The following is a 19,981-nucleotide window of genomic DNA, read 5'->3' as shown; positions in this document are numbered from 1 at the left end:
AAATAGATAGAATTGTCAGCCGATGTGTTTGTAATAAGCACATCGGTTTTTTGCTTAGTCTATCCGTAGTATATGTAGGCAAAGTTGTCATTTCTTCATCGCATGTTAGGATATGTGGGAATCGACTCAGTACATAATTGGAGGATCTGGAATGGGTAATGTACACAGAAACAACATTAGTGATAAGTTCAATCAGTATCGGGTGTTTCATACTGCTACCGGCGAGGAAGCAGATGGTAATGTTCTCGTAATGAACCCTCTAGAAGATCAAGCTGCATTAGCCGCACTCTTCACATATGCGAGAGTAACCCCTGACGCCAGAGTTCGATCTGAAATATGGGATTGGATAACAAACAGGGTACCTCAGTCCAGGCAAGATTTACATGCAGTGCATTCCGGAGATGAAGCCAGGATAATTCAGCATTTAGAAAAAGAAATACTAGAGATGAAAGATAAGCTGGAGGCAATGGAGCTTGCAATTGGATGGTATGAAAAAGGTCGTAAAGAGTTAGCTCGAGCAGCATATGTGACTGGAGCCTAAGGGGGAAGAGTATGGAACTCAATAATAGAACAGCGTTTCCTTTAGGAAAAGGGATATCAAAGCCGCGCTTCCGGAAGGCCACTAAGAACACGATCAAGAATCGGATTTTGATGGCCAGCTTGTTTAGTCAGAACATCAAATTATCAGATTTAGCGAGAAGCATTGGAGTTTCGAAAAGAACGGTACACAATTGGATCTACATCGGGGAGCCGAACAGTTCTAATCAAGAAAAAATTGCAAATGTGCTGGGGATTCCTGCTCAAATCCTATTCTTTGAACATGTGGGTGTAGAAGGAGTTCAGGTCCCTTTTCAAACAAAGGTGCACCAGGGTGTTTTAGGTGAACGAATTGTCAATCCTTTGTTATTAGGTATGATGTTTGTTCATGAGATTAACCATCCGGACCTTGCTGAATATCTGGGCCACAACCGGAGCTTATTTCGCCCCCATATCCACGAAGGTAGAATTCCCCCGCAGGATATCCAGGACAAGGTTTGTACATTCTTTAGGCTGCCTCCCCATATCCTATATAACGAAGCCTTATTCCGCGATATTCAATTTACGGCCAAGGAATTTCGCCCATCCCGGAGGCGTCTTCTTCAATAACGCGATGAGTAAGACTCATTGACTATTTACTTAATATTCATGTAAGATAAAGTCATTCATCAAGTATTAAACTTCATTATTCATCTGTTAGAATATGTACCTATTTCAGCTTTAATTGTTTTAGGAAGATATTTTACCGGCAGATTTATGGACATGACTTTCTTTCATGGATTAATGAGGTAGGCGTGTATACACAAGTTTCGTGTAAAGACGCAGAGGATCTAAACTCATTTTTATGGGTTTTGATTCTAAAAGTAATGTGTTAATTTAACAAAATCAAATAGTGACTGGTTTACATACGAAAAGCGAATTCCTTTTACTTGTGGAATTCGCTTTTTTTGTTTATCCAGATAGGGGGAGATGATAATATGTTGGTCCCAAAGTGGGGGCGTAAATGATGAATTGCCTAATATGGGCTTAGAACTAAAAAGTAAACGAAGGTACTTTCCATAAACGAATTTCTCTTATCAGAGGAATTCGTTTTTTTTATTTCAACAAACTGATAAGGGAGAGGTTATACATGACAAAAGGAAGAGTTATCTCACGGAAAGGTTTTACAAAAGAGGAGTTTAAGCGAATCAAAGAATTGGCGGCAAAGGAGATTCCTTTTCCGGTCAACATGAGGCAGCATCCGCAACGTTATGCTTTGGGAGGCTTTCAGATTTCTCCAAGAGCACAGCGTAAGAACTTCGATGAGAGAGGGCTTACGAAATGGTCCCGGGAAGAGTTTAAGCACGTTTTAGACTTCCTGATCAGCCGTGACATCGTGTTGTCCGGACGAACGTTAACGACAATCGAAGAAATCCAGCATACGGACTGTACACTGTTTGATATGCAATATCACATTTATAGCGGTTATTTTTCATTCATGACGCAAGCTGTTCGTGAAAAGTAATAAGCGGTTGCTGCAGGTTTGTTATCCAGCACAAACGTAATAATCATCAAATTTCTCATGATAAGAGATTATTTGTCTTAATACAATATCCCCAATCCCATATATAAAGGAGAAATAACAATATGAACTCAAAGATTGATATTCTTAACGTTTCCCTGGAACAACTACAAAGTGCTTATGACGAACGCTTGGCTCTTGTGGCCAGCTATTTAGAGATTGGTGTAAAGCGAATCATAGAATCAATTAACAAGCTGCTAGGAACGAATTGGGAGCTTGAGGGTTTGTACGAGGAAATCTACGATAGCACGATTGTTTGTGGTGTATACGATCCCCTCTATAAACGATCGCATGCCATTGTTCATTTTGGATTTACTGAACATCCAATGAACTCTGAGGATGGTTTCTATTTCGATGTAAGCTTGGATGCGACAAGTTCAGCATTGATTGACTTAGGCTTTCCTATGGAGACAGTGACCGTTAAAGAAGCTAAGGTGCGGATCGAGGTGTTTACTAAGAAAGAAATGATTATGCCCCGCATCCAATCTTCAAGCCCAATAAAGAAGAAGTTCTTGATGGGAGAGAAAGCAGCCCTTGAAGTGTTTAAAAGAGATAGTAAAATTCAGTTTATAGATAACGTGGATTTGAACGAGATTTCGTATGAGGCGTTGCTAAGTTGTTTTACAACTTTGCCTACCTTTGATTGTATTGAACCTTTTCTTTTAGAAGGTGATCCCACTAAATTAAATGAATGGTATCACGCGGTAAAAGAACAAGCAGACAAGTTTCCCTCTAATAACGTAACCTTTATAACACATCCAACCATTATTATAAATCCAGACAGCATCTCAATGCTCTTGGAGTATGACGCTGGAACTATTGAACTTTACCCTAAAGCGCTAGGAAATAGTGCCTTAATGAGATTCATTCTGCCAATGGATGGCGAGGAACGTGTGGCGAAAGCTGTGCTTTACGCACTCCAGGAACGTGGATGCGGAGGAACTGTGATAGATCGAGGGCTAAGGGAGGTACCAATCCAGAAATTTATACTTGGACCTACCACTTTCCCGATTTATAATGTCGAAATTTTTAACGGTTTCGGTTACGCAATAAATCATAGCGATCCTAATGAGCTAGCAGCTCATTGTTTTCCTAATAGTGAAATCCGAAGTCAATGTGTAAGGGAACTACAGGATGTGGGAAACTATATTTTAGCCAATATAGAAGAGATGTACGACAAACAAGATTTTGAAGATGCAGTTACCATGGCAAGAATCTATGAATGTTCAGGTTCTGGAAAGAAATCTCTCATAGGTAATGTATGGTATCCCATGAAAGGGAAGGGGGTTAAAACGAAACAAGAACTCGTCGTGGCTGTGGCCTCAGATTCGTCGCTCTACACAGCGATTGAAAATGGGGAAGCAGACTTTTTCAAGGGTAAAACGATATATGGATTAACTCTGAATAGAGACCACCACTAAGGTGGTCTTTATTCGTTTTAATTAATTAAACTACTTTGGCCGATAAATATTAAATGATGATATGGAGGAAAAATGATGTCGTTACTCGAAAGCGGTACTCTATTTTTGACACTGGGGATTTTCTTATACGGTATTTTATATTTTAGTTTTTTTAGAGAGAAGAACAATCAAAAAATAAGCAAAGGGATATTATTCTTTCGTAATAATTTTGTTCGTGTCATTGCTGGACTCTCACTATTCGCAATAATTGAGTTGACCACGAGGAATATTCATCATATCTTGTTTGCATTCTTAACGGTGGTGCTTCCAGTTGCCGTTCTTAATCTTGTGGCAGCATTGAAGATGGATAAACTAACCGAGGGAGAAGTAAATGATTATAGGGTAGGCTACCTTCAAAACAATTGGTCAGATAAATCCTACAAGTATCTGCAATCTAAAGATTGGGACAATACCGTATTTAAGAAGGTCCATGAATCTGGGGCAGTAAAGTTGAGCACTGTTGAGGCGAATCCATCTGTGATCGTTAGCGTAAGTGCGAATCGAGCGCAGCACGAACTTTCTCTATTCCACAGACTCAAGGAGAATTATAACGTTAAGTTGATCTGTATGGATGCAAACAATGCCAAAGATCAGATTGATGAAGTCGATCAAGATTCCCGTTTTATCTATCTAGATGGTGATCGAGATGCGTTTAATTTGCCAGCTATCCTAGATGAGATACAAATCGGACAGGTCGACATTATTTTAGATAAGAAAGGTGCTCTTTGGCACAACAGTAAAAAGGTAGATACCTTCTTTGAAATTGCGTATAATAAGCTGTCTCCCGGTGGAGTGGTAATTATCGATGGCAGTCAGCAGAATAAGGTTTTGACAAGACTTAGCTTCTTATACTATCAACTTTTTAGAACGATTATTTACCCCTCAGAACTCTCTACACTGAACAAGATCGAAGGCGCAATTGGCTCAGGTAGTTTTGCTGATCAACATTTTGAACGCATCGATGCAGGTGAGGGGATTTTTCGTACGGTTATTTTCAAGAAGAAGCATTAATGAGGTGTATATATTGAATCGTCTAATGGGAAAGTACTCCATGCTTACAAAATCTCTTATCGTGATCACTGCAAATATTATACTTTTTGGGGTGCTAATCATTGTTTTGGGTTATCTCATCCAAAAAAGCACACTGGTTAACCAATTACATGACCAACTCCGGATTAACAGTCAAGAGTGGGCCTCTAAATTGGTGATTTCAGATATACAAGAGGCCATGAAAGAGAAAAGCTTTAATGCTCCCTTACAGAGTGAACTACGTTCATTCCTGGACCAAGTGGGTTATAATAATTCGAATATTGCTCAAGCCTATATATTCGGAGTAGAGCTGGAGAATGGTAGAAATACTTCAATCGCTGCAATGCCTACCAATCTGACGAAGACGTTTAATGAAATGGGTATGACAGTGGGATCCATGTATGAACAGCCTGTAGAGGTTGCTAATGGAATCCAGAAAATGTTAGACACAGGTAAGATTACATATACCAGTTTCTATAATGACATTTTTGGAACCTGGACGACGATTTTATATCCTCTGAAGGATGATAGGGGAGATACATTTGCCTATTTTGCAATTGATACGAACGCAAGTAGTATCCCAACATCGATTGGTAAGTACCTGATTACCTCACTGTACGTCTTCATTGCATTCATCATCCTATTCATCAGTACTCAGTACTTTACACTTAGAAGAATTCTTCCTGAAGAAGAATCTGAAAACAAATAATTTCACACTTAAAAGATCGGACTTTATTGTTCGATCTTTTTTTTTGCAGCTATATCACCGATATAAATTGAATAAAGATTGGATTGAAAGAAATGTATGTTTTTAAAAGAGAGAATATGAGTTGGGCCAATTCTTCCATAAAAAGAACGTCAAATTATGATTTTTATCAAGAGAGGGATTTTCAAGCATCGTAGTTATCTAAAGAAGGAGAGAGATAATAATGTTTAGTTGGTTCAGAAAGAAAGCTAAAACCTCCATTAGTGGTAGTGATGTAGTAGATAATTATACTAGTAACACGATAATTAGAGATTCTTATATAGAAGAAGAGATACAACCTGAAGTAAAGGTAATTAAGTACCCAGAATTAGAAAATAAAATATATTTTAAGGAAAACAATATAGAACGTTCTTTTCCGGAACAATATGAAGATGTAGACAGTGGGGAAATCATCTATTTTCATAAAGATAAGTATTATCAGACTATAGAAGAAGAATTAGCTCGATCTGGTATTGGAGAAAAAATAGATAGAATTGAAATAGTATGTGGCCTTGATGGTTCAGGTGATTGTGCAGTCAAGGTTGTAGATAAAAAATTATTTATAACAATAAGAATTCAATCACTCATACTGGGAATTGGCCGAGAAGGGTACATTCAAGATTATGAAGAAGAACAGAATAGTAAGTTTCGTGAAGTTTTTGCTCATGAATTAGAACATGCCAAAGATGGTGTAAGTATATATTTGAAATATGGATATAAAGAATATGAATCAATAAGAGCGAATAATGTGACTAATTTAGCATGGCAAATACTTAGCGAATATTCAGCATGCAGAAAAATATCAGAGCGCTTTCATACATTTGATACACATGTGCAAATAAAAATAGAGGGTATAGCAATGAACATGGATAACTGTTTTAAGGGTCAAGAATGGGGGGGGGGGTACTCTCCTATTCAATTACTTTATCTTCTTGATTATGCTATAGCGACTAGAAGTGCACATGCAGACGTATCTTCGGGTGAGTTAGTATATCTAGAAACCGATAAAGAAGATGAAAAAGCATTTATTGCTGCAATGAGAAGCCTATTTATCAAGTACTATGAAATTCAACCCGTGAAAATGGCCCAGTATGAAGAACTAGGAAATGATTTGATTACAACATATCTAACAATAGTTCATGGTGTAGATCATAATTCCACTGAAGACTATATGCATTTTTTTCAGTAGTTGATCTATTATAGACTGAAGGGTATTTGGGGATTTAACTAACAGGAGTGGGAGGCTAAATTAATTGAGAGCAAATGAAATTGTAGAATACCTTCAGCAATTCATGGATTCGAACTATAAAAAAGTCCTGATTAATGGAGAATGGGGAATTGGGAAGACTAAATATATAAGTGACTTCATTAACGATTATTCTAATACTTGCTATGTATCTCTCTTTGGAAAAAAAGATGTGGATACAGTTATTCAAGAAATCTATTTTCAGATCTTAGATCGTGCTCCTAAAGGAAAATTCAAAAAGAGCTTTAGTTTGGTCAGGCAAAAAATGAATAGTCTCGACATCTCCATTTCCGGAGTATCATTGTCGGTACCAGTCATACAAAACATGCTGAAAGCTCTGAGTAAGGAGTTAACACAAAGAGAGAATTTCGTCATTGTATTTGATGATCTGGAGCGGAGGCACGATGCTCTTGATATTAAAGAGATATTCGGATTAATTGATAGTCTTTCTAAAATTGAAAACATAAAGATAGTCGTAGTAGCTGCTACGAACCATATTAATAATGATCATAAAGTTGATTTTGATAATTTCAAGGAAAAAGCAATCGATAGAGAGTATACCATTGATGAATATGCTAAAGATGCACCTAAGGCAATATTGGGAGATGAGGTATGGAAAGTTGTTGAGAATATTGCTGGAAATCTTAAATTTAAAAATCTAAGAACTTTTGAGAAAATACGCAATTTTATAGATGAGGTAACTCAGATACTTGGAGAAGAACAGTTCACAGATAAATTTACGAGGGCTGATCTTTATCGTATGTGCTTTGCCATTGTATTCTTTAGAGTTGAGCACAAAGGGGAAATGGTTCTTTTAGATTCTAATCCCAAGAATGAACTCTTTAATACAATGTATAGTTTAGATAATGGGGATATACTTTATCTTTCTCACCATATCTTAAAGAATTCACTTGAAAATGATATGTGTAGAGGAGTTTTTCCTCATATAAAAAATTGGTTCGAGACAGGTTCTTATTCTATAGAAGATATAACAAGCCTAATAACTAATATAAATAATCATCAAGAGGAACCGCATAACTTCTATTCTTCGGAGTCACAGGTAGAGGCGATGATTGATAATACCCGTTCCTATATTCGTAACCTAAAGGGAAATGAAAAAATTACTGATATTATTGCAAATTTGACATCAGCACTTTCGTGGTGTGAGGTTTTATCAGTTGATTTTGGTTTCAGCGAAAATGAAATAATTGAATTAATTCAACCAAATATTTTAATTGGTGTTAACGGTAATATATCAAGTATTGATGCTTGGTCTCCCCCAGTTGAGAGTGAAGACGTAAGGAAAATAATTTCGAAAATTAAGGATAGGTATAGATCTGAGTATATTAGAAAGACGGCTTCTAATGTAAACCTCCAATTTAACAGTTGTGAATACAATAATATTGAAAGTCTCAATGGCCTACAAGATGCTGTTATGAGTAATACTGATGAATTGATCAAGATAGAAATCTCAGAATTCATAAAACAACAGCAGTACTTCTTTCCTTTACCTACAGGTAAGATAACTGAAGAACATTGGAATTGGTGCACCCTTGTTTTTGGATTAATAACTCGGATAGAGAGATACTGGAACATAGAAGACTTTTATAACCAGTTTAAATCTACTGTATATTCTTTGGCCGATAAAACTGGTGATAGAATGCTAATGCATCGATTAAATATACTTTTTGATGAAAATCGTAAAAACCGTTACTGATAGCTATATCATTCAGGTAAAGAACATTCGGTATTATGAAGTAATTGGTATGAACACCCTAAAGACTTAGGGTGTTATTTTTTTAAAATTCAAACTAATGTTGGTTGTATTCTAAGCCTAGAAAACTCCTATATAAGTGAAGGTGAGAATGAAAGGTTTGAGATGGGGTACTCAAATCTTCTCATTATACCCCCGCCTAAAATCATTTAAAGAAGGAGTTTTTTATTATGGCAGTAAACTTTAATATCCGCTTAGTAACATTTATCCCTCATGCTGAAGTATCTTCTCCGGTACAGTATGCTGCACCAACCTATTTTGTATCCTTTAAAGGAGATAATCGGGGGTTTGACAAGAATACTGCAAACACCGAGAAGTTTCGTACCGCGCAACAGATTAATGTAGAATTCACGAATACAGGTGGAAGCTGGGTCTCCTATAAGAATATCGGAACGACTACTGCTTACTACCTTAATAATACGACTGCACAAAAAGAAACTCTCACTGCTAAAGCTTCTGATGCCGGTTTGACTGTCACACGTACAGATGCAAGCTTGACAGGAAGTAGTGGCGATTATATGAAATTTGTTTGCAAATGTAGTGTTGGTAATCCATTCATTCCAAGCCCGGATGTCTTTAACGGTAACATTGATTATGAATTTACTCTTTACGTTTATAAAAATGGTACCATCTCAATTCAGGGAAGCCACGATGGTTTCCCAGCTTACGAAGTGTACGCCCAGGCCAATTCAGGTGGTTACCAAAACATTTATCTTTTTGATCCTCGTGATCATGGAAAACGCAGCTCGCTTTGTTGCCGCCAATGGATGTTACTGGAGTGCACAACTCACGAAAGATATTGTAATAAAAAAGGCCCTACATCTCGTAGGGCCTTTTGTTATGCTTATTGAGTCTGAAGAGTTCTTTTAAAAAATAGCAGTTTATATATGATTCCTATAATAAACGCCGGCGGTATGAAGAAACATAATAACAGTTGTCCTTCAGGTGAGCTTAATTGTCCACCTGAGGCTAAGAATGGGAAGATCAAACCTACAACCAAAGATATAATGACAGTAAAAATCCATTTAAATGCATTGTTTAATGATGATTGGTTGATTAAGTAACCGCCAAAAAATACAGCAGGTGCCATAATAATTATATATAGAAAGAATGATGTAATAACGATTCCTCTATATTCGCTCTCATGTATGGTTTGATTGAAAAAAACTTGACTTCCCTTCTGATAAAGCCAAGCCCCCACGACATAAGCCAGAATGGTGCCAATTGCAGCAAGGGTATACTTTGTGATTGTATTCATATGGCTGCCCCCGATCAAAAGTTTTATACATATTACATAAGACGTAAAAATTTGAAAAAAGTTTCCACATTTATTTTTGGAAATGGATTTATTGTTCATACTAAGAAAAGGATTTGGAGGCCAATTCAAGCATTTTTTCTTTTTAATTTGACAGTACCATAATGAATTCATAAAATGATATTGCTGCAAAATACATAAATGATTGAAGTCAATTCTAGTTGAAAGATTTATATTATGAAATTGATTGGAAGGGGGGAGAGGTACGGGTGGCAAAAAGGAATCATCAATCTGCAGGAGAGTTAATTGCTGCAGTAAGGAAGCAAAACGGTTTAACAATAACGAAAGCAGCTGAATTGGCTGGTATATCATCATCAACGTTTTCACTAGCTGAAAAGAATAGCACCAAGCACCCAGCGACATACGATACGCTCTTCAAGATTGGTACAGCATTAGATATTGATCCCAATACATTGATTCAATTATCACCACATCTAGAAATTGAGAAGGCTCCAAAAGTCGCTTTAATTACGGGTGAATCGAACGAACCAAATGTCATTCTTGCACGGCGTGTTAAGGAGTTACGTAAGAGCAAAAACATGACCCAGCGTGACGTCCGTAAAATCATAAAAATGTCGGAGATACGCTTCAGTCATATTGAGCTAGGTAAGTATATGCCGGATGAAAGCAAGCTGAACCTTCTAGCTGAAGTGCTTGAAACATCCGTGGATTATCTAAAAGGTAGTACTGATCAACGATAATGAATTGTCTTTTGGACTCGATTTTTTTTCATCGAGTCTTTTTTTGTTCTGCTTTAAACATTTATCAATGAGATAGCTGGCTGCTAATTACCAAAGATCCATTTAATTTATGGACGAGAAAATGGACTCTTGGTGATCATTCAGAACCTAGTTGTAAATAATGAAATACATTTTTGTCGAAATTGCTGTTAAAATCTTCCCAGTCTAGTATAATAGTTATGCGTATATAGAACTATGATTGTTGAAAAGTGTACACGTTCAGAGGGCGAGGAAGAATAATAATGACTTACGGTTTACAAGTGGCCATCTCTATTGTGTTGTCTACACTAGAGATTACAACTATTTTCATTCTGACGTTTGTACTCTTCCGTTTCAGTATTAAGCGTTATTTAATGTCAATCCTTTTGATTGGTGCGGTACTCTCATATTGCTCATATGAAATTCGAGAAGGATTTCAGCTCCCCCTGTTGTTTGATACGGGATTCCAAGTGTTAGCCATCTTTCTGACGTTTCGATTTATTTTCCGAGTGGGTTATTTTTACTCGTTCGCGATGACCATCAAAGGTGTAGTGTTATATATGGTCATTAATTATTTAGCTAGTAAGTTAATTCTTTTTTCGATTGAAGATTCTACTTCAGCTCTTCATATTAGCTCATACATATTACAAGTCTCGTCAGTATTATGTGGTTTACTTGTTTCATATCTAATGAGAAGATATAATGTTGGTTTTTCATATGTACCCTTTTCTTACAAAGAAAGAGTGATCTACAAAGGAGTAAATAAGCAAATATTGTTTACTGGCATGTTTGCAATCGTAGCATTTCTCGCTTCTCTCATTAGTATATATTTGCACTTAGATACAATGTTATTAGTCTCGATGGTTGTCATGTTGCTATTGTTCATTGTCATGATGAGATTGTCCTACGTGAAAGAATATAATGAAAGTCATGAGGGAGTAGACGTTAATATCTATGAGGATTGAGCAAATTGCTGATCGTATTGCATCCTGGGTTATTCTTTACAATGATAAAGAAAAAGCATTTGGTCGTCATGTGACAAAAGAGAATTTGATGTATTCGCTAATCAATTCCATGAACAATATGAGTATCATTGTGCTTATTGTTTTGTTAGGTGTGCTTTTAAATGATCTGAAGCTGCTTATTCAAATTACGTGTTTGTTTGGTATTTTTCGCTTTTTTACTGGTGGTCTGCATTTGACCACTCCACTCCAATGTATTGTGGTTTCCACATTCATTATTTTACTAGCAAGATATCTTCCTTTGCCGGGAATACTTCCAATTTTATTGTGTTTCATGACCTTAGGGCTCACTTTACGGTTTGCTCCAGCATCTGTCAGTAAGCATTCCATTCCATTGACTGCGAAGAGAACTATTCTCTTCAAGATTATAGCTTGTCTGATTGTCATAACTACTTCGCTTTTTCAAAATGATCATCTTATTACAGTCATGTTTCTCCAAAGCTTGACTTTAATCCATTATAAAACCGAAGGGAGGTGTAGGCGTGTTGAAAGCAAAGCGATTCATCGCTAGATACGCTGCAGTAACAATTATGATGGGGACTGTGTTTTTTGTAGCTACCTATAAATTCTTTCTGTTTGAACCACCAGCTCCGGATAAAAAATAGCTTCATCATTTAAGAGAGGAGGTATCATTTTACTCTCTTAGATAATACATAATTAGGCGAATAGGAGCGTGGTGACATGTCGGAGGAAGAAAGACAAATCGAGTATATAGACCGTTTACTAGTCTTCAAGCTCGATGAGAAGACCAACGAAACCATCCCCAAACTTGTTGTTCTAAACGATATTATCTTTTTCTCAACGGATGATATTGATGGTAATCGAATTTGGGCGATTACGGATAAAGACGACAAGTACCTAATACGGAGTTCATTGAAAGAATTGAGCTCTCTGCCAGGCTTTTATAAAACTGATCGATCTTATGTGGTTAATTGGAGCCAGGCAAAGGGATACGATCCAAAATGGAATCAACTCATATTCAAGACATCGGCCAAGAAAGCTAACGTTGGTGGCAGTTACTTTAAAGCACTTAAACCTAAAATTCTGGCTTTGCCAAAACTATAAAAGCACTCCTCATAGGGAGTGCTTTTTTATATCATTATGAGCAGAAAAATTAGTGTGTAATATTATACAATGTATTTACCTAGAAGTAAAGGAAAGTTTACAGCTGTAAAGTGGCATGGTAGAACACTTCATGCGGTGTTAGACTAAGTACATAGTTTCATACATTGTGTACATGGATTAGGGAGGTATTTGTTTTGTCATTGTTAGCATTAGTTTACGATCCTGACCAGAATGGGCAACTCACTAATATACGTATGGATGATACTTTATATATTGAATCAGTAAATCGAACAATCACATTTCATCATATAAACGGGAAGGCTTATAAATCACCACAACGTCTTGAAGATTTTGATAAAAGTACTTTTTTGAAATATATGAAGCTTATTCGCCTGGACCATCGTAATTTTATTAAAGTATCGGCGATTCGACACTTTGTTAAAGAAACAGGGACCGTATATTTCGATGATGACCCCAATGATAGTAGTCTGATAGGTCATGTCGCAGAACGCAATCGTGAGTTCTTAGATTTAACGCTGCAAACAAAAGACGAACCATTAGAGTTATATGCGCTTGTTATTGATGAAATCCAAAATGAATTAATTAACATCAATATCGATGACTGCCTACTCATTGAGACAGTAAATCGGATAATCACATTTCATCATAAAAACGGGACTACTTATCAAGCTCCCCAAAAAATGAAGGACTTCTCCAATAGTCGGTTCTTAAAGAAGAATCGTATGCTCCGATTAGACCACCGGAATTATATACAATTAACTTACATTCGGGTTTTTGATATAAAAAATGGACTTGTCTACTTTGAGGAGAAACCGAAACCATGGAGTAAAAAAGCCCATGTGGCGGGTAAAAACCGAGCTTTTCTCGAAATGCAGTTACAGATGTCTGATGAGGACCTATTAATCGTTAATCGATAAAATCAACTAATATTCAGGTTTGGAGTGAGGGATGAATGGATAGGAAAATTCGTGTATTAATAGCAGAAGACATATCACAACAGTCGGATATGTTAATACAACATTTAGAGTCGATGGGGAATGTTGAAGTTAAAGGGGTAGCCAGGGATAGTCAGGAGCTACTGAATGCAGCTATTGAGTTGAAGGATGAGCTAGATGCGTTGATCCTTGATATTGAGTTAGGCGATGGTCGGTCCGGTTTGGATACCTACATACGTCTACCTTATCGTGGGGTAGAGTTACCGGCCATATTAGTTACTGGTGCCAACCCAGAGGCTCCGGAAACGTATGATGTAGGGATTATTGATGTTGTAGGTAAACCATACACTTTTGAACGTATTCAAAAGGCTGTGGAAAAGCTAGTAGAGCATCTACAGTACAAACAGTACATTCAAGACGGTGGAATCATGGTCCCTATATATGATGCATTAAAGATTGTGCAGATACCGTTGTCTGAGGTTCTATGTATCCAAGCTAGTAAAGAACATAAGCATCAGCTCGTACAGACCCTTTTAGAAGAATATCACTCACATATTTCCTTAAAAGTGTATCTCAACTTTCTATTGCCGCATCATTATCACCGGGTTGATCGCTCTACTTTAGTTAATCTCCGGGCAGTTAAAGAAATTCACCAGAATTCTATTGTGTTTAAAGGAAGCACTTTTGAATTAGAGCGCCCTGATGTGAAGAATGATAAAAATTTACTTACCGCTTGGTCTCATGCTCAAGTAAGATAAGTTATCGGATGTGATATTGCAAATGATACCTGGATTAACAACTCGTAAGAAACTAGACAAGCAAGTCATGTTACCCATTTTAGTTATTATAATCGTGATCTTTGTTTTCAATGTGATATCCGCAATCGCTTTTCTGAACAGCTCTGTAAATAAACATGTAAAGGATACATTAGATTGGATTGCTACTGTCAGCGGATTAGCTACAAATATTAATGCATCTACGAATAAGTCGTTGGAAAATGAGTTGAACGATCAACTCAGCTCAAAGTCTTCAAAACTAGTAGAGGATCTTGTTCGTGAGGGGAACGCTTTAAATAATGAAAAACTGACGAATATGGTTAACAACTATTCCTTAAACGGGGCTTACGTTATACGTTCGGTTGATCAAAAACCAAGTATAGTGCATGCTGTTAATCGTACGATATGGAACGAACTGGTCGTTATAGACCCAAGAATAAATAGCGTGGGGTTTTACCAAAGCGTATTAAATCGAGATTTAACCAAGTTACAAGGTTCATTTGTCGATAATGTATGGGTTAGTCCCTATACCCTTATGCCCAATGGAGAGTATCTTAAGCTCACAGTAGAATATATTGTTTTACGAAATGAATTTGTCTTGACTGTTGATGCGGGGATTGTTACAGCACAGGCTGTTAATCTGGTGAACTCTAATAAGATGATAGAGAGCATTCTTGGAAGTAGCCCGAGCATAGAAGAGGCCGCAGTAATAGACATCCATGATTATTTAAACAGAAAAATGTTTTTTGAAACAGACAACAATAAAATACATCCAACAATCTACGGAAAGTATACGTATGCTGATAAGACGGATGAGGATTACCTTATAGCTCTGCTCAAATACAATAAAAGTATTACAGTTCCTTTCAATAAAAATGGCGATGAATGGACGAAGGCATTTCTCCCTATCAATAACGATCAAGCAGCCATTGTTGTCTTTAATGCGGATAGTAAGCAGGCTTTATCTAAGATTGTAACCTGGTTATCCATTATATCGAATTTATTAGCAATCGTTGCCATTGGTTTTAGTGTTTTTATTGTTGTGCAGAAAAGACTAAAACCAATCAAAAAGCTGGAGTCGCATTTGAAAAAGGTAGCTGCAGGGGACTTCTCTGGAACGGTACAAATCAACGAGAAGAATGAACTCGATTCCCTTGGTGAAATCATAAACGATATGACCAGCAGTATGGCTAAGATGATCGAAAAACTAAACCAAACGGCTGCTGAAGATGTAAGATCGACTGAGCAAGTTTTTATAGAGAATATGGAGTCATTAATGATTTCAATGGATTCCTCACGACATGATATGCGTAATCACGTAAATGTTTTGCATGGGCTAATTCAATCTAAACACTTCCAGGAAGCACAGGATTATATGGAGGAGATCTATAAGGATTTAAAAGAAATTGATTTAACCATCAAAACCAAAAATCCGTATGTAGGTCAGCTTATTCGGAGTAAAGTAAAAGTAGCAGAGTCCAGAAAAATTGACTTTGATGCAGAAATAGATTATGAGACATTCGAAGAGGTTAAGAAAATAGATCTTAGCAGATTGATCTCTAATCTTATTGATAATGCTTTCGATGCAGTGCAGTTACGGGGAAGTGATCGAAAGGTGTTTTTCTCCTTACGCAAAAAATATGATTCATATATTGAAATCATTGTTACTAACAATGGTCCGGAAATTGAAGAGGGCGTAAAGGCCAAATTATTCGAACGAGGCTTCTCTACCAAACCTATTGATGTAACTAACACAAATGGTGATAATTCTTCAACAAGTGAAAGAGGGTTTGGATTGGCGATTGTTCAGGATATTGTAAAACAATACAACGGAGAACATAAAGTGGAATCTAATGAACAAGCCACTTCTTTCTTCATAATGCTAGATGTTAGAAAATCAACGTAAGACAGCAAATGAACTGCGTAATTGCGAAATAATGGTATTTAAGGACCTGCCCAAGAGGAAGGTCCTTTTTCTCTACTTGTTTTTACTCTAATGCAATTCGAAGAAGAATATAATAATTGGCAATCATGTATGACATAAGGATTATATGAGATATATGATTACGATTTTTACGAGCGTTCATCGTGACCAAGATGTTTTTATCCTGATGAATAGTTATTTATCCGGACGAAAACCTGTACATTACTTTCTTTAAATTTGGTAAAATAGTCCTTGTAGAGATGACATGAAGCGTGCTTTATCGTCATTAAAATTATTCGACAAGATACTTAGGTACTATATATATTGTATGAATGTAATTGATCATGGAGGGAACGGGAAATGAATTTAACAATCAATGAGAAAGTAAGAGCACTGACCAATCAATATCAAACGGACGACCTATATAGTATTGCTTATGGTGAAGGAATCACGATTAATCCAGATCCCATCGATCTTCCAAAAGGAATCGTTTTGGGAATGGCGGCGGTATGCAACGGATACCGAAGTATTTACTTACAGGAAAGCCTAAACGAAGTTGAAAAGCAACAAGCCATTGCACGGGCCCTGGGAATGCATTTGTTGTATTTGAGTGATATGAAACCGACAGTGATTGCTGTAATGCAAAATGCGACTGATGAGCAGCAGGAGAATATCATCTCCTTTGCGGATTCTTTGTTACAACAAATGAGAAATATCGCTTAACTGCATAAGAAGTATCTCAGGATCCGTGCTCAGTATGAGCGCGGATTTTTCTTTCTCCAGTGTGAGCATATCCAGCTCCAACTAAAATACTGCGCGAATAGGGGAATGAACATGACGATAGCCAAATACTTCTATGTATGGGTTGATGAAACCCAATCCATTCAAAAGTTAATTGTGGAAATGGAGGAATTGGAACATACAACATATCAAGATCTGCAGATGCTTGGCTCGATTATATCAAAGAATGATGAATTTGCCGGTCTACCGGAAAATAAACTACAGATATTTAAGATATGCGCAGATGGAAGGATGATCGAAATTACGAAGGATATTCGTGATGATTCGGCTGCATTACATAGAGAAGCAGCAATGACGACATTACATAAGCTCGGTTTAACATCACGTTATCAAGGACATAAATTCTTAGTAGAGGCGATGTCGGTTCTTTATTATAAACGAAACATAAGTAGTACCTTGCTTTACAAATTAATTGCTGAACAGCAGAATACAAGTCCAGCTAATGTTGAACGTTCCATAAGGCACTCTATTATTACTACATGGGGGAAGATAAAAGGCAGAGAGAGTTACTTTCAGTCTGTATTTCCTGGATATGAGCGTAAACCTACTAACCGAGAATTCATTATTAGCTTAAACAACTACATCCGATCAAGAGCAGTGAGTGAGAAGGTTTAAAAATTTATAATTAAGGCCACCCTAGGTCAAGTGTTGACGTAGGGTGGCCATTCATTTATTACAATGCATCAAGCAATCGAGTAATGATTACAGCTGTTTCTGCTCTGGTCACTGTTTGTTTTGGACGCAAAGTTCCATCTTTATAACCAGACATGATGCCAGAGGAGACAGCAATGGCCATTCCTTCTTTAGCCCAAGTAGAGCTGCTGAGCTCATCATTAAATTTGGCAAGATCAGCCCGTTCTCCTGCTTTACCTGCTTTAACAAGTATATTGGAAACTATACTTGCTACTTGTTCACGCGTCATTCCTTCTCTTGGTCTAAAAGTGTTATCAGAGTAGCCCTTGATAAGACCTATCTGTAAAGCAATTGAGAGCTCGTTTGTGTACCAGGCACTAGAGTGAACGTCAGTGAAAGTTGTTTTGTAACTCTCAGTATCTTCAAGCTTCAGAGCACGAACCAGTAGAGATATAAACTCAGCTCGAGTCACTTTTTGATTTGGTTTAAACGATCCATCTTTATACCCTTTAATAGTTCCATCAGATACTAATCTATTAATAGACACATTTGCAAAGTGGTCTCTAGAAAGGTCTTTGAATTGCATGGGTAAAGGTTCGATTAGTGTAGGCTGCTGATTCGTTTCTGTTTCTGTTTCAGTTGAAGTCGAGCTCGTATCAGGTGGAGTTATGGTTGTTGGTGTTGTTACACCAGTTCCTGATGGAGAAGCATTAGAACCGCTAGATGATCCACCGGCACCACCCCCATTGGAACCAGAGTCAGGTGTTGGTTCAGGTATAATTACAACCTCAACAGGGGCTGTCACCACTTTTAATTTAGCGGGTTCACTACGACTCCCTCCTTTGTAAGCATACACATAGTAATCGTACTCCGTGTTTGCTATTAGACCTGTATCTATGGCTTCCAGATCATGACCATAGTAAACCAACTTTGCGTTTTTTGGGATGATATCTGAATGGTCACCACCACTGTAAACACCGTAATTTGTTGCTCCATCAACTTCTGTCCAGCTTAAACTTACAGACGAGTAAGTTTTCCCTGTTACTTTAAGAGAGGGGATAGGAATAGGGATTTCATCCATCAGTTTTGTTATAGCCACTATATTCGAACGTGGCCCTTCAATGTCGCCTTGTATAGCCGATACTTCATAACCATAAGTCCAATTTGATCGAAGTCCCCAGTCATGGAACGAAGGGGAGGTAACTGTTTTTACATAATCCGTATCTCTATATACTTTATAACCAGATGCTCCTTCCACAGCATCCCAAGATAAATCTACGCCAACTTGATCATTCGCCTGCCACTGCAAATTAGTAGGTAAGGGAATTAATGCACCTTCAGTTGTAGCTACTACTCGACTCACTGTACTGGTTAGATCTCCACGTTTAGCCTCTACAGCGATTGTGTAAGTTATACCTTTGCGCAGATTTGTAAAAATGTATTCATGATCTGAAATTACTTGACTTTCAAAATAATTTGCGGCAGATCCAGTAAGGTATAGTTTGTAAGAAGTGGCATATGGCACTTGGTCCCAACTTACCTTGATCGAGTTTTCACCAATTACAGTCGCTATAGTATTAGCAGGTTGTTCAATTCGTTCAAGTGTCGTCGTTAATTGGACCGTAGCAGGCTCACTCTCCAAGACACCATTTAAAGCTACCACACTATAAGTATAAGTTTTATCTGGTTCGATTCCCGCTTCATGCCAAATCAGCTTTTCATCAGGAAGCTTAGTTCCTACGTAAAAACCGTCTCTGAAAATATTATATCCTGTTGCCCCAGGGATGGGTTCCCAACTAAATCTATTTGGATTAAATTCGGGATCAAGTGTATTAATTGTAGGTTTAGCTATAGGAGCAAATGTTACCTCTAAAGTGGCAGCTGCACCTAATTCTACTCCGTTAGTGGCGTAGACTTGGTAAGTGTACGTATTACCCAGAGTCAGCCCTGTGTCTTCAAATGAAGGGGTCTCTTGACCAGAGTTTTGAATCGTCTGAATAACTTCACCATCTCTAGTTACTTTATACTCCGGTGCATCAAGATAACTCCAGGATAAGAGCAAACTTGATTCCGAGGTAATTTCAGACTTAAACTGAGTTGGAGCATCGTATGTATTACCTGTAGTCACAACATTAAGGATCTGTGCGTCAGCTGAGGCTACCGGTAGTTTCATTACCTCAGTCGACCCAACAGCAAGCAAGGATGTTGCTAATATTGTAGCTGATACCTTCTTCAACTTCCCCAATCTAATCTTCCTCTCGCGTTCATATTTCTACTAGATGTGTTCTCTACTGTTTTGGCAGCTCATTTGTTAAAACAAACCATGGTTGAGGAGCTATTGGCCTCTGTTTTATTGAAATACATAAGGTAATATATCACAATTTTTAGGATAAAGGTAACAATTTGAAATTGGAATAT

General features: G+C 37.4%; 19 protein-coding genes. 17 read left to right on the top strand and 2 right to left on the bottom strand.

The window, feature by feature from the left end:
• Nucleotides 1-151 precede the first annotated feature (151 nt).
• From HP552_RS05290 to HP552_RS05250, 9 genes are all read left to right on the top strand, one after another.
• A complete protein-coding gene (locus HP552_RS05290) occupies nt 152-541 on the top strand; it encodes a hypothetical protein (RefSeq protein WP_175394556.1) in 390 nt (129 codons plus the stop codon).
• 11 nt (nt 542-552) lie between these two features.
• The gene (locus HP552_RS05285) at nt 553-1,146 is read left to right on the top strand and encodes a helix-turn-helix domain-containing protein (RefSeq protein ID WP_175394555.1); all 594 of its coding nucleotides are present in this window, start codon (nt 553-555) and stop codon (nt 1,144-1,146) included.
• Between the two features lie 520 nt (nt 1,147-1,666).
• Complete coding sequence (locus tag HP552_RS05280) at nt 1,667-2,041, top strand: hypothetical protein (RefSeq protein WP_024634191.1); 375 nt, start codon at nt 1,667-1,669, stop codon at nt 2,039-2,041.
• Nucleotides 2,042-2,163: 122 nt separating this feature from the next.
• Entirely contained in the window at nt 2,164-3,519 is a 1,356-nt protein-coding gene (locus HP552_RS05275; protein WP_175394554.1) for a hypothetical protein, read from the top strand.
• 72 nt (nt 3,520-3,591) lie between these two features.
• Nucleotides 3,592-4,569, top strand: a complete 978-nt coding sequence (locus HP552_RS05270) for a hypothetical protein (protein WP_175394553.1) — start codon at nt 3,592-3,594, stop codon at nt 4,567-4,569.
• A 40-nt stretch (nt 4,570-4,609) separates the two neighbouring features.
• Nucleotides 4,610-5,296: a hypothetical protein gene (locus HP552_RS05265; RefSeq protein WP_175394552.1), complete on the top strand. Its 687-nt coding sequence runs from the start codon at nt 4,610-4,612 to the stop codon at nt 5,294-5,296.
• A 220-nt stretch (nt 5,297-5,516) separates the two neighbouring features.
• Nucleotides 5,517-6,521 (top strand): hypothetical protein, encoded by a 1,005-nt coding sequence (locus tag HP552_RS05260; protein WP_175394551.1) that lies wholly within the window; start codon nt 5,517-5,519, stop codon nt 6,519-6,521.
• A gap of 64 nt (nt 6,522-6,585) precedes the next feature.
• Nucleotides 6,586-8,295, top strand: a complete 1,710-nt coding sequence (locus HP552_RS05255; protein WP_175394550.1) for a P-loop NTPase fold protein — start codon at nt 6,586-6,588, stop codon at nt 8,293-8,295.
• Between the two features lie 227 nt (nt 8,296-8,522).
• Complete coding sequence (locus HP552_RS05250; RefSeq protein WP_175394549.1) at nt 8,523-9,203, top strand: DUF3238 domain-containing protein; 681 nt, start codon at nt 8,523-8,525, stop codon at nt 9,201-9,203.
• Here HP552_RS05250 and HP552_RS05245 read toward each other — a convergent pair.
• Nucleotides 9,197-9,610 carry a hypothetical protein gene (locus HP552_RS05245; protein ID WP_175394548.1) on the bottom strand — a complete coding sequence of 138 codons (414 nt, stop codon included), beginning with the start codon at nt 9,608-9,610 and terminating at the stop codon, nt 9,197-9,199. The genes HP552_RS05250 and HP552_RS05245 overlap by 7 nt on opposite strands.
• 266 nt (nt 9,611-9,876) lie before the next feature.
• On the opposite strand from HP552_RS05245, the gene HP552_RS05240 reads away from it, so the two are divergent.
• The 8 genes from HP552_RS05240 (at nt 9,877) to HP552_RS05205 (ending at nt 17,545) form a co-directional block, all read left to right on the top strand.
• A complete protein-coding gene (locus tag HP552_RS05240; RefSeq protein WP_175394547.1) occupies nt 9,877-10,368 on the top strand; it encodes a helix-turn-helix domain-containing protein in 492 nt (163 codons plus the stop codon).
• A 972-nt stretch (nt 10,369-11,340) separates the two neighbouring features.
• On the top strand, nt 11,341-11,919 hold the full coding sequence (locus HP552_RS05235) for an accessory gene regulator B family protein (protein WP_175394546.1): 579 nt from the start codon (nt 11,341-11,343) through the stop codon (nt 11,917-11,919).
• Between the two features lie 170 nt (nt 11,920-12,089).
• Nucleotides 12,090-12,473, top strand: coding sequence for a LytTR family DNA-binding domain-containing protein (locus HP552_RS05230; protein WP_175394545.1), 384 nt, complete (start codon nt 12,090-12,092; stop codon nt 12,471-12,473).
• A gap of 194 nt (nt 12,474-12,667) precedes the next feature.
• Nucleotides 12,668-13,411, top strand: coding sequence for a hypothetical protein (locus HP552_RS05225; protein WP_175394544.1), 744 nt, complete (start codon nt 12,668-12,670; stop codon nt 13,409-13,411).
• A gap of 35 nt (nt 13,412-13,446) precedes the next feature.
• Nucleotides 13,447-14,187: a LytR/AlgR family response regulator transcription factor gene (locus HP552_RS05220; RefSeq protein WP_175394543.1), complete on the top strand. Its 741-nt coding sequence runs from the start codon at nt 13,447-13,449 to the stop codon at nt 14,185-14,187.
• 22 nt (nt 14,188-14,209) lie between these two features.
• A complete protein-coding gene (locus HP552_RS05215) occupies nt 14,210-16,111 on the top strand; it encodes an ATP-binding protein (protein WP_175394542.1) in 1,902 nt (633 codons plus the stop codon).
• Nucleotides 16,112-16,489: 378 nt separating this feature from the next.
• Nucleotides 16,490-16,852 (top strand): hypothetical protein, encoded by a 363-nt coding sequence (locus HP552_RS05210; protein ID WP_175394541.1) that lies wholly within the window; start codon nt 16,490-16,492, stop codon nt 16,850-16,852.
• 111 nt (nt 16,853-16,963) lie between these two features.
• Nucleotides 16,964-17,545 (top strand): sporulation initiation factor Spo0A C-terminal domain-containing protein, encoded by a 582-nt coding sequence (locus HP552_RS05205; RefSeq protein ID WP_175394540.1) that lies wholly within the window; start codon nt 16,964-16,966, stop codon nt 17,543-17,545.
• A gap of 58 nt (nt 17,546-17,603) precedes the next feature.
• Here the strand turns inward: HP552_RS05205 and HP552_RS05200 are convergent, their stop codons facing one another.
• Entirely contained in the window at nt 17,604-19,808 is a 2,205-nt protein-coding gene (locus HP552_RS05200) for an S-layer homology domain-containing protein (RefSeq protein WP_175394539.1), read from the bottom strand.
• Nucleotides 19,809-19,981 lie beyond the last annotated feature (173 nt).

The sequence above is a fragment of the Paenibacillus xylanilyticus genome (assembly GCF_013359935.1).
Taxonomy (GTDB): Bacteria; Bacillota; Bacilli; order Paenibacillales; family Paenibacillaceae; genus Paenibacillus; species Paenibacillus xylanilyticus.
The sequence above is the reverse complement of the archived record's forward strand: the minus strand, read 5'-3'. Positions and strand labels throughout refer to the sequence as shown.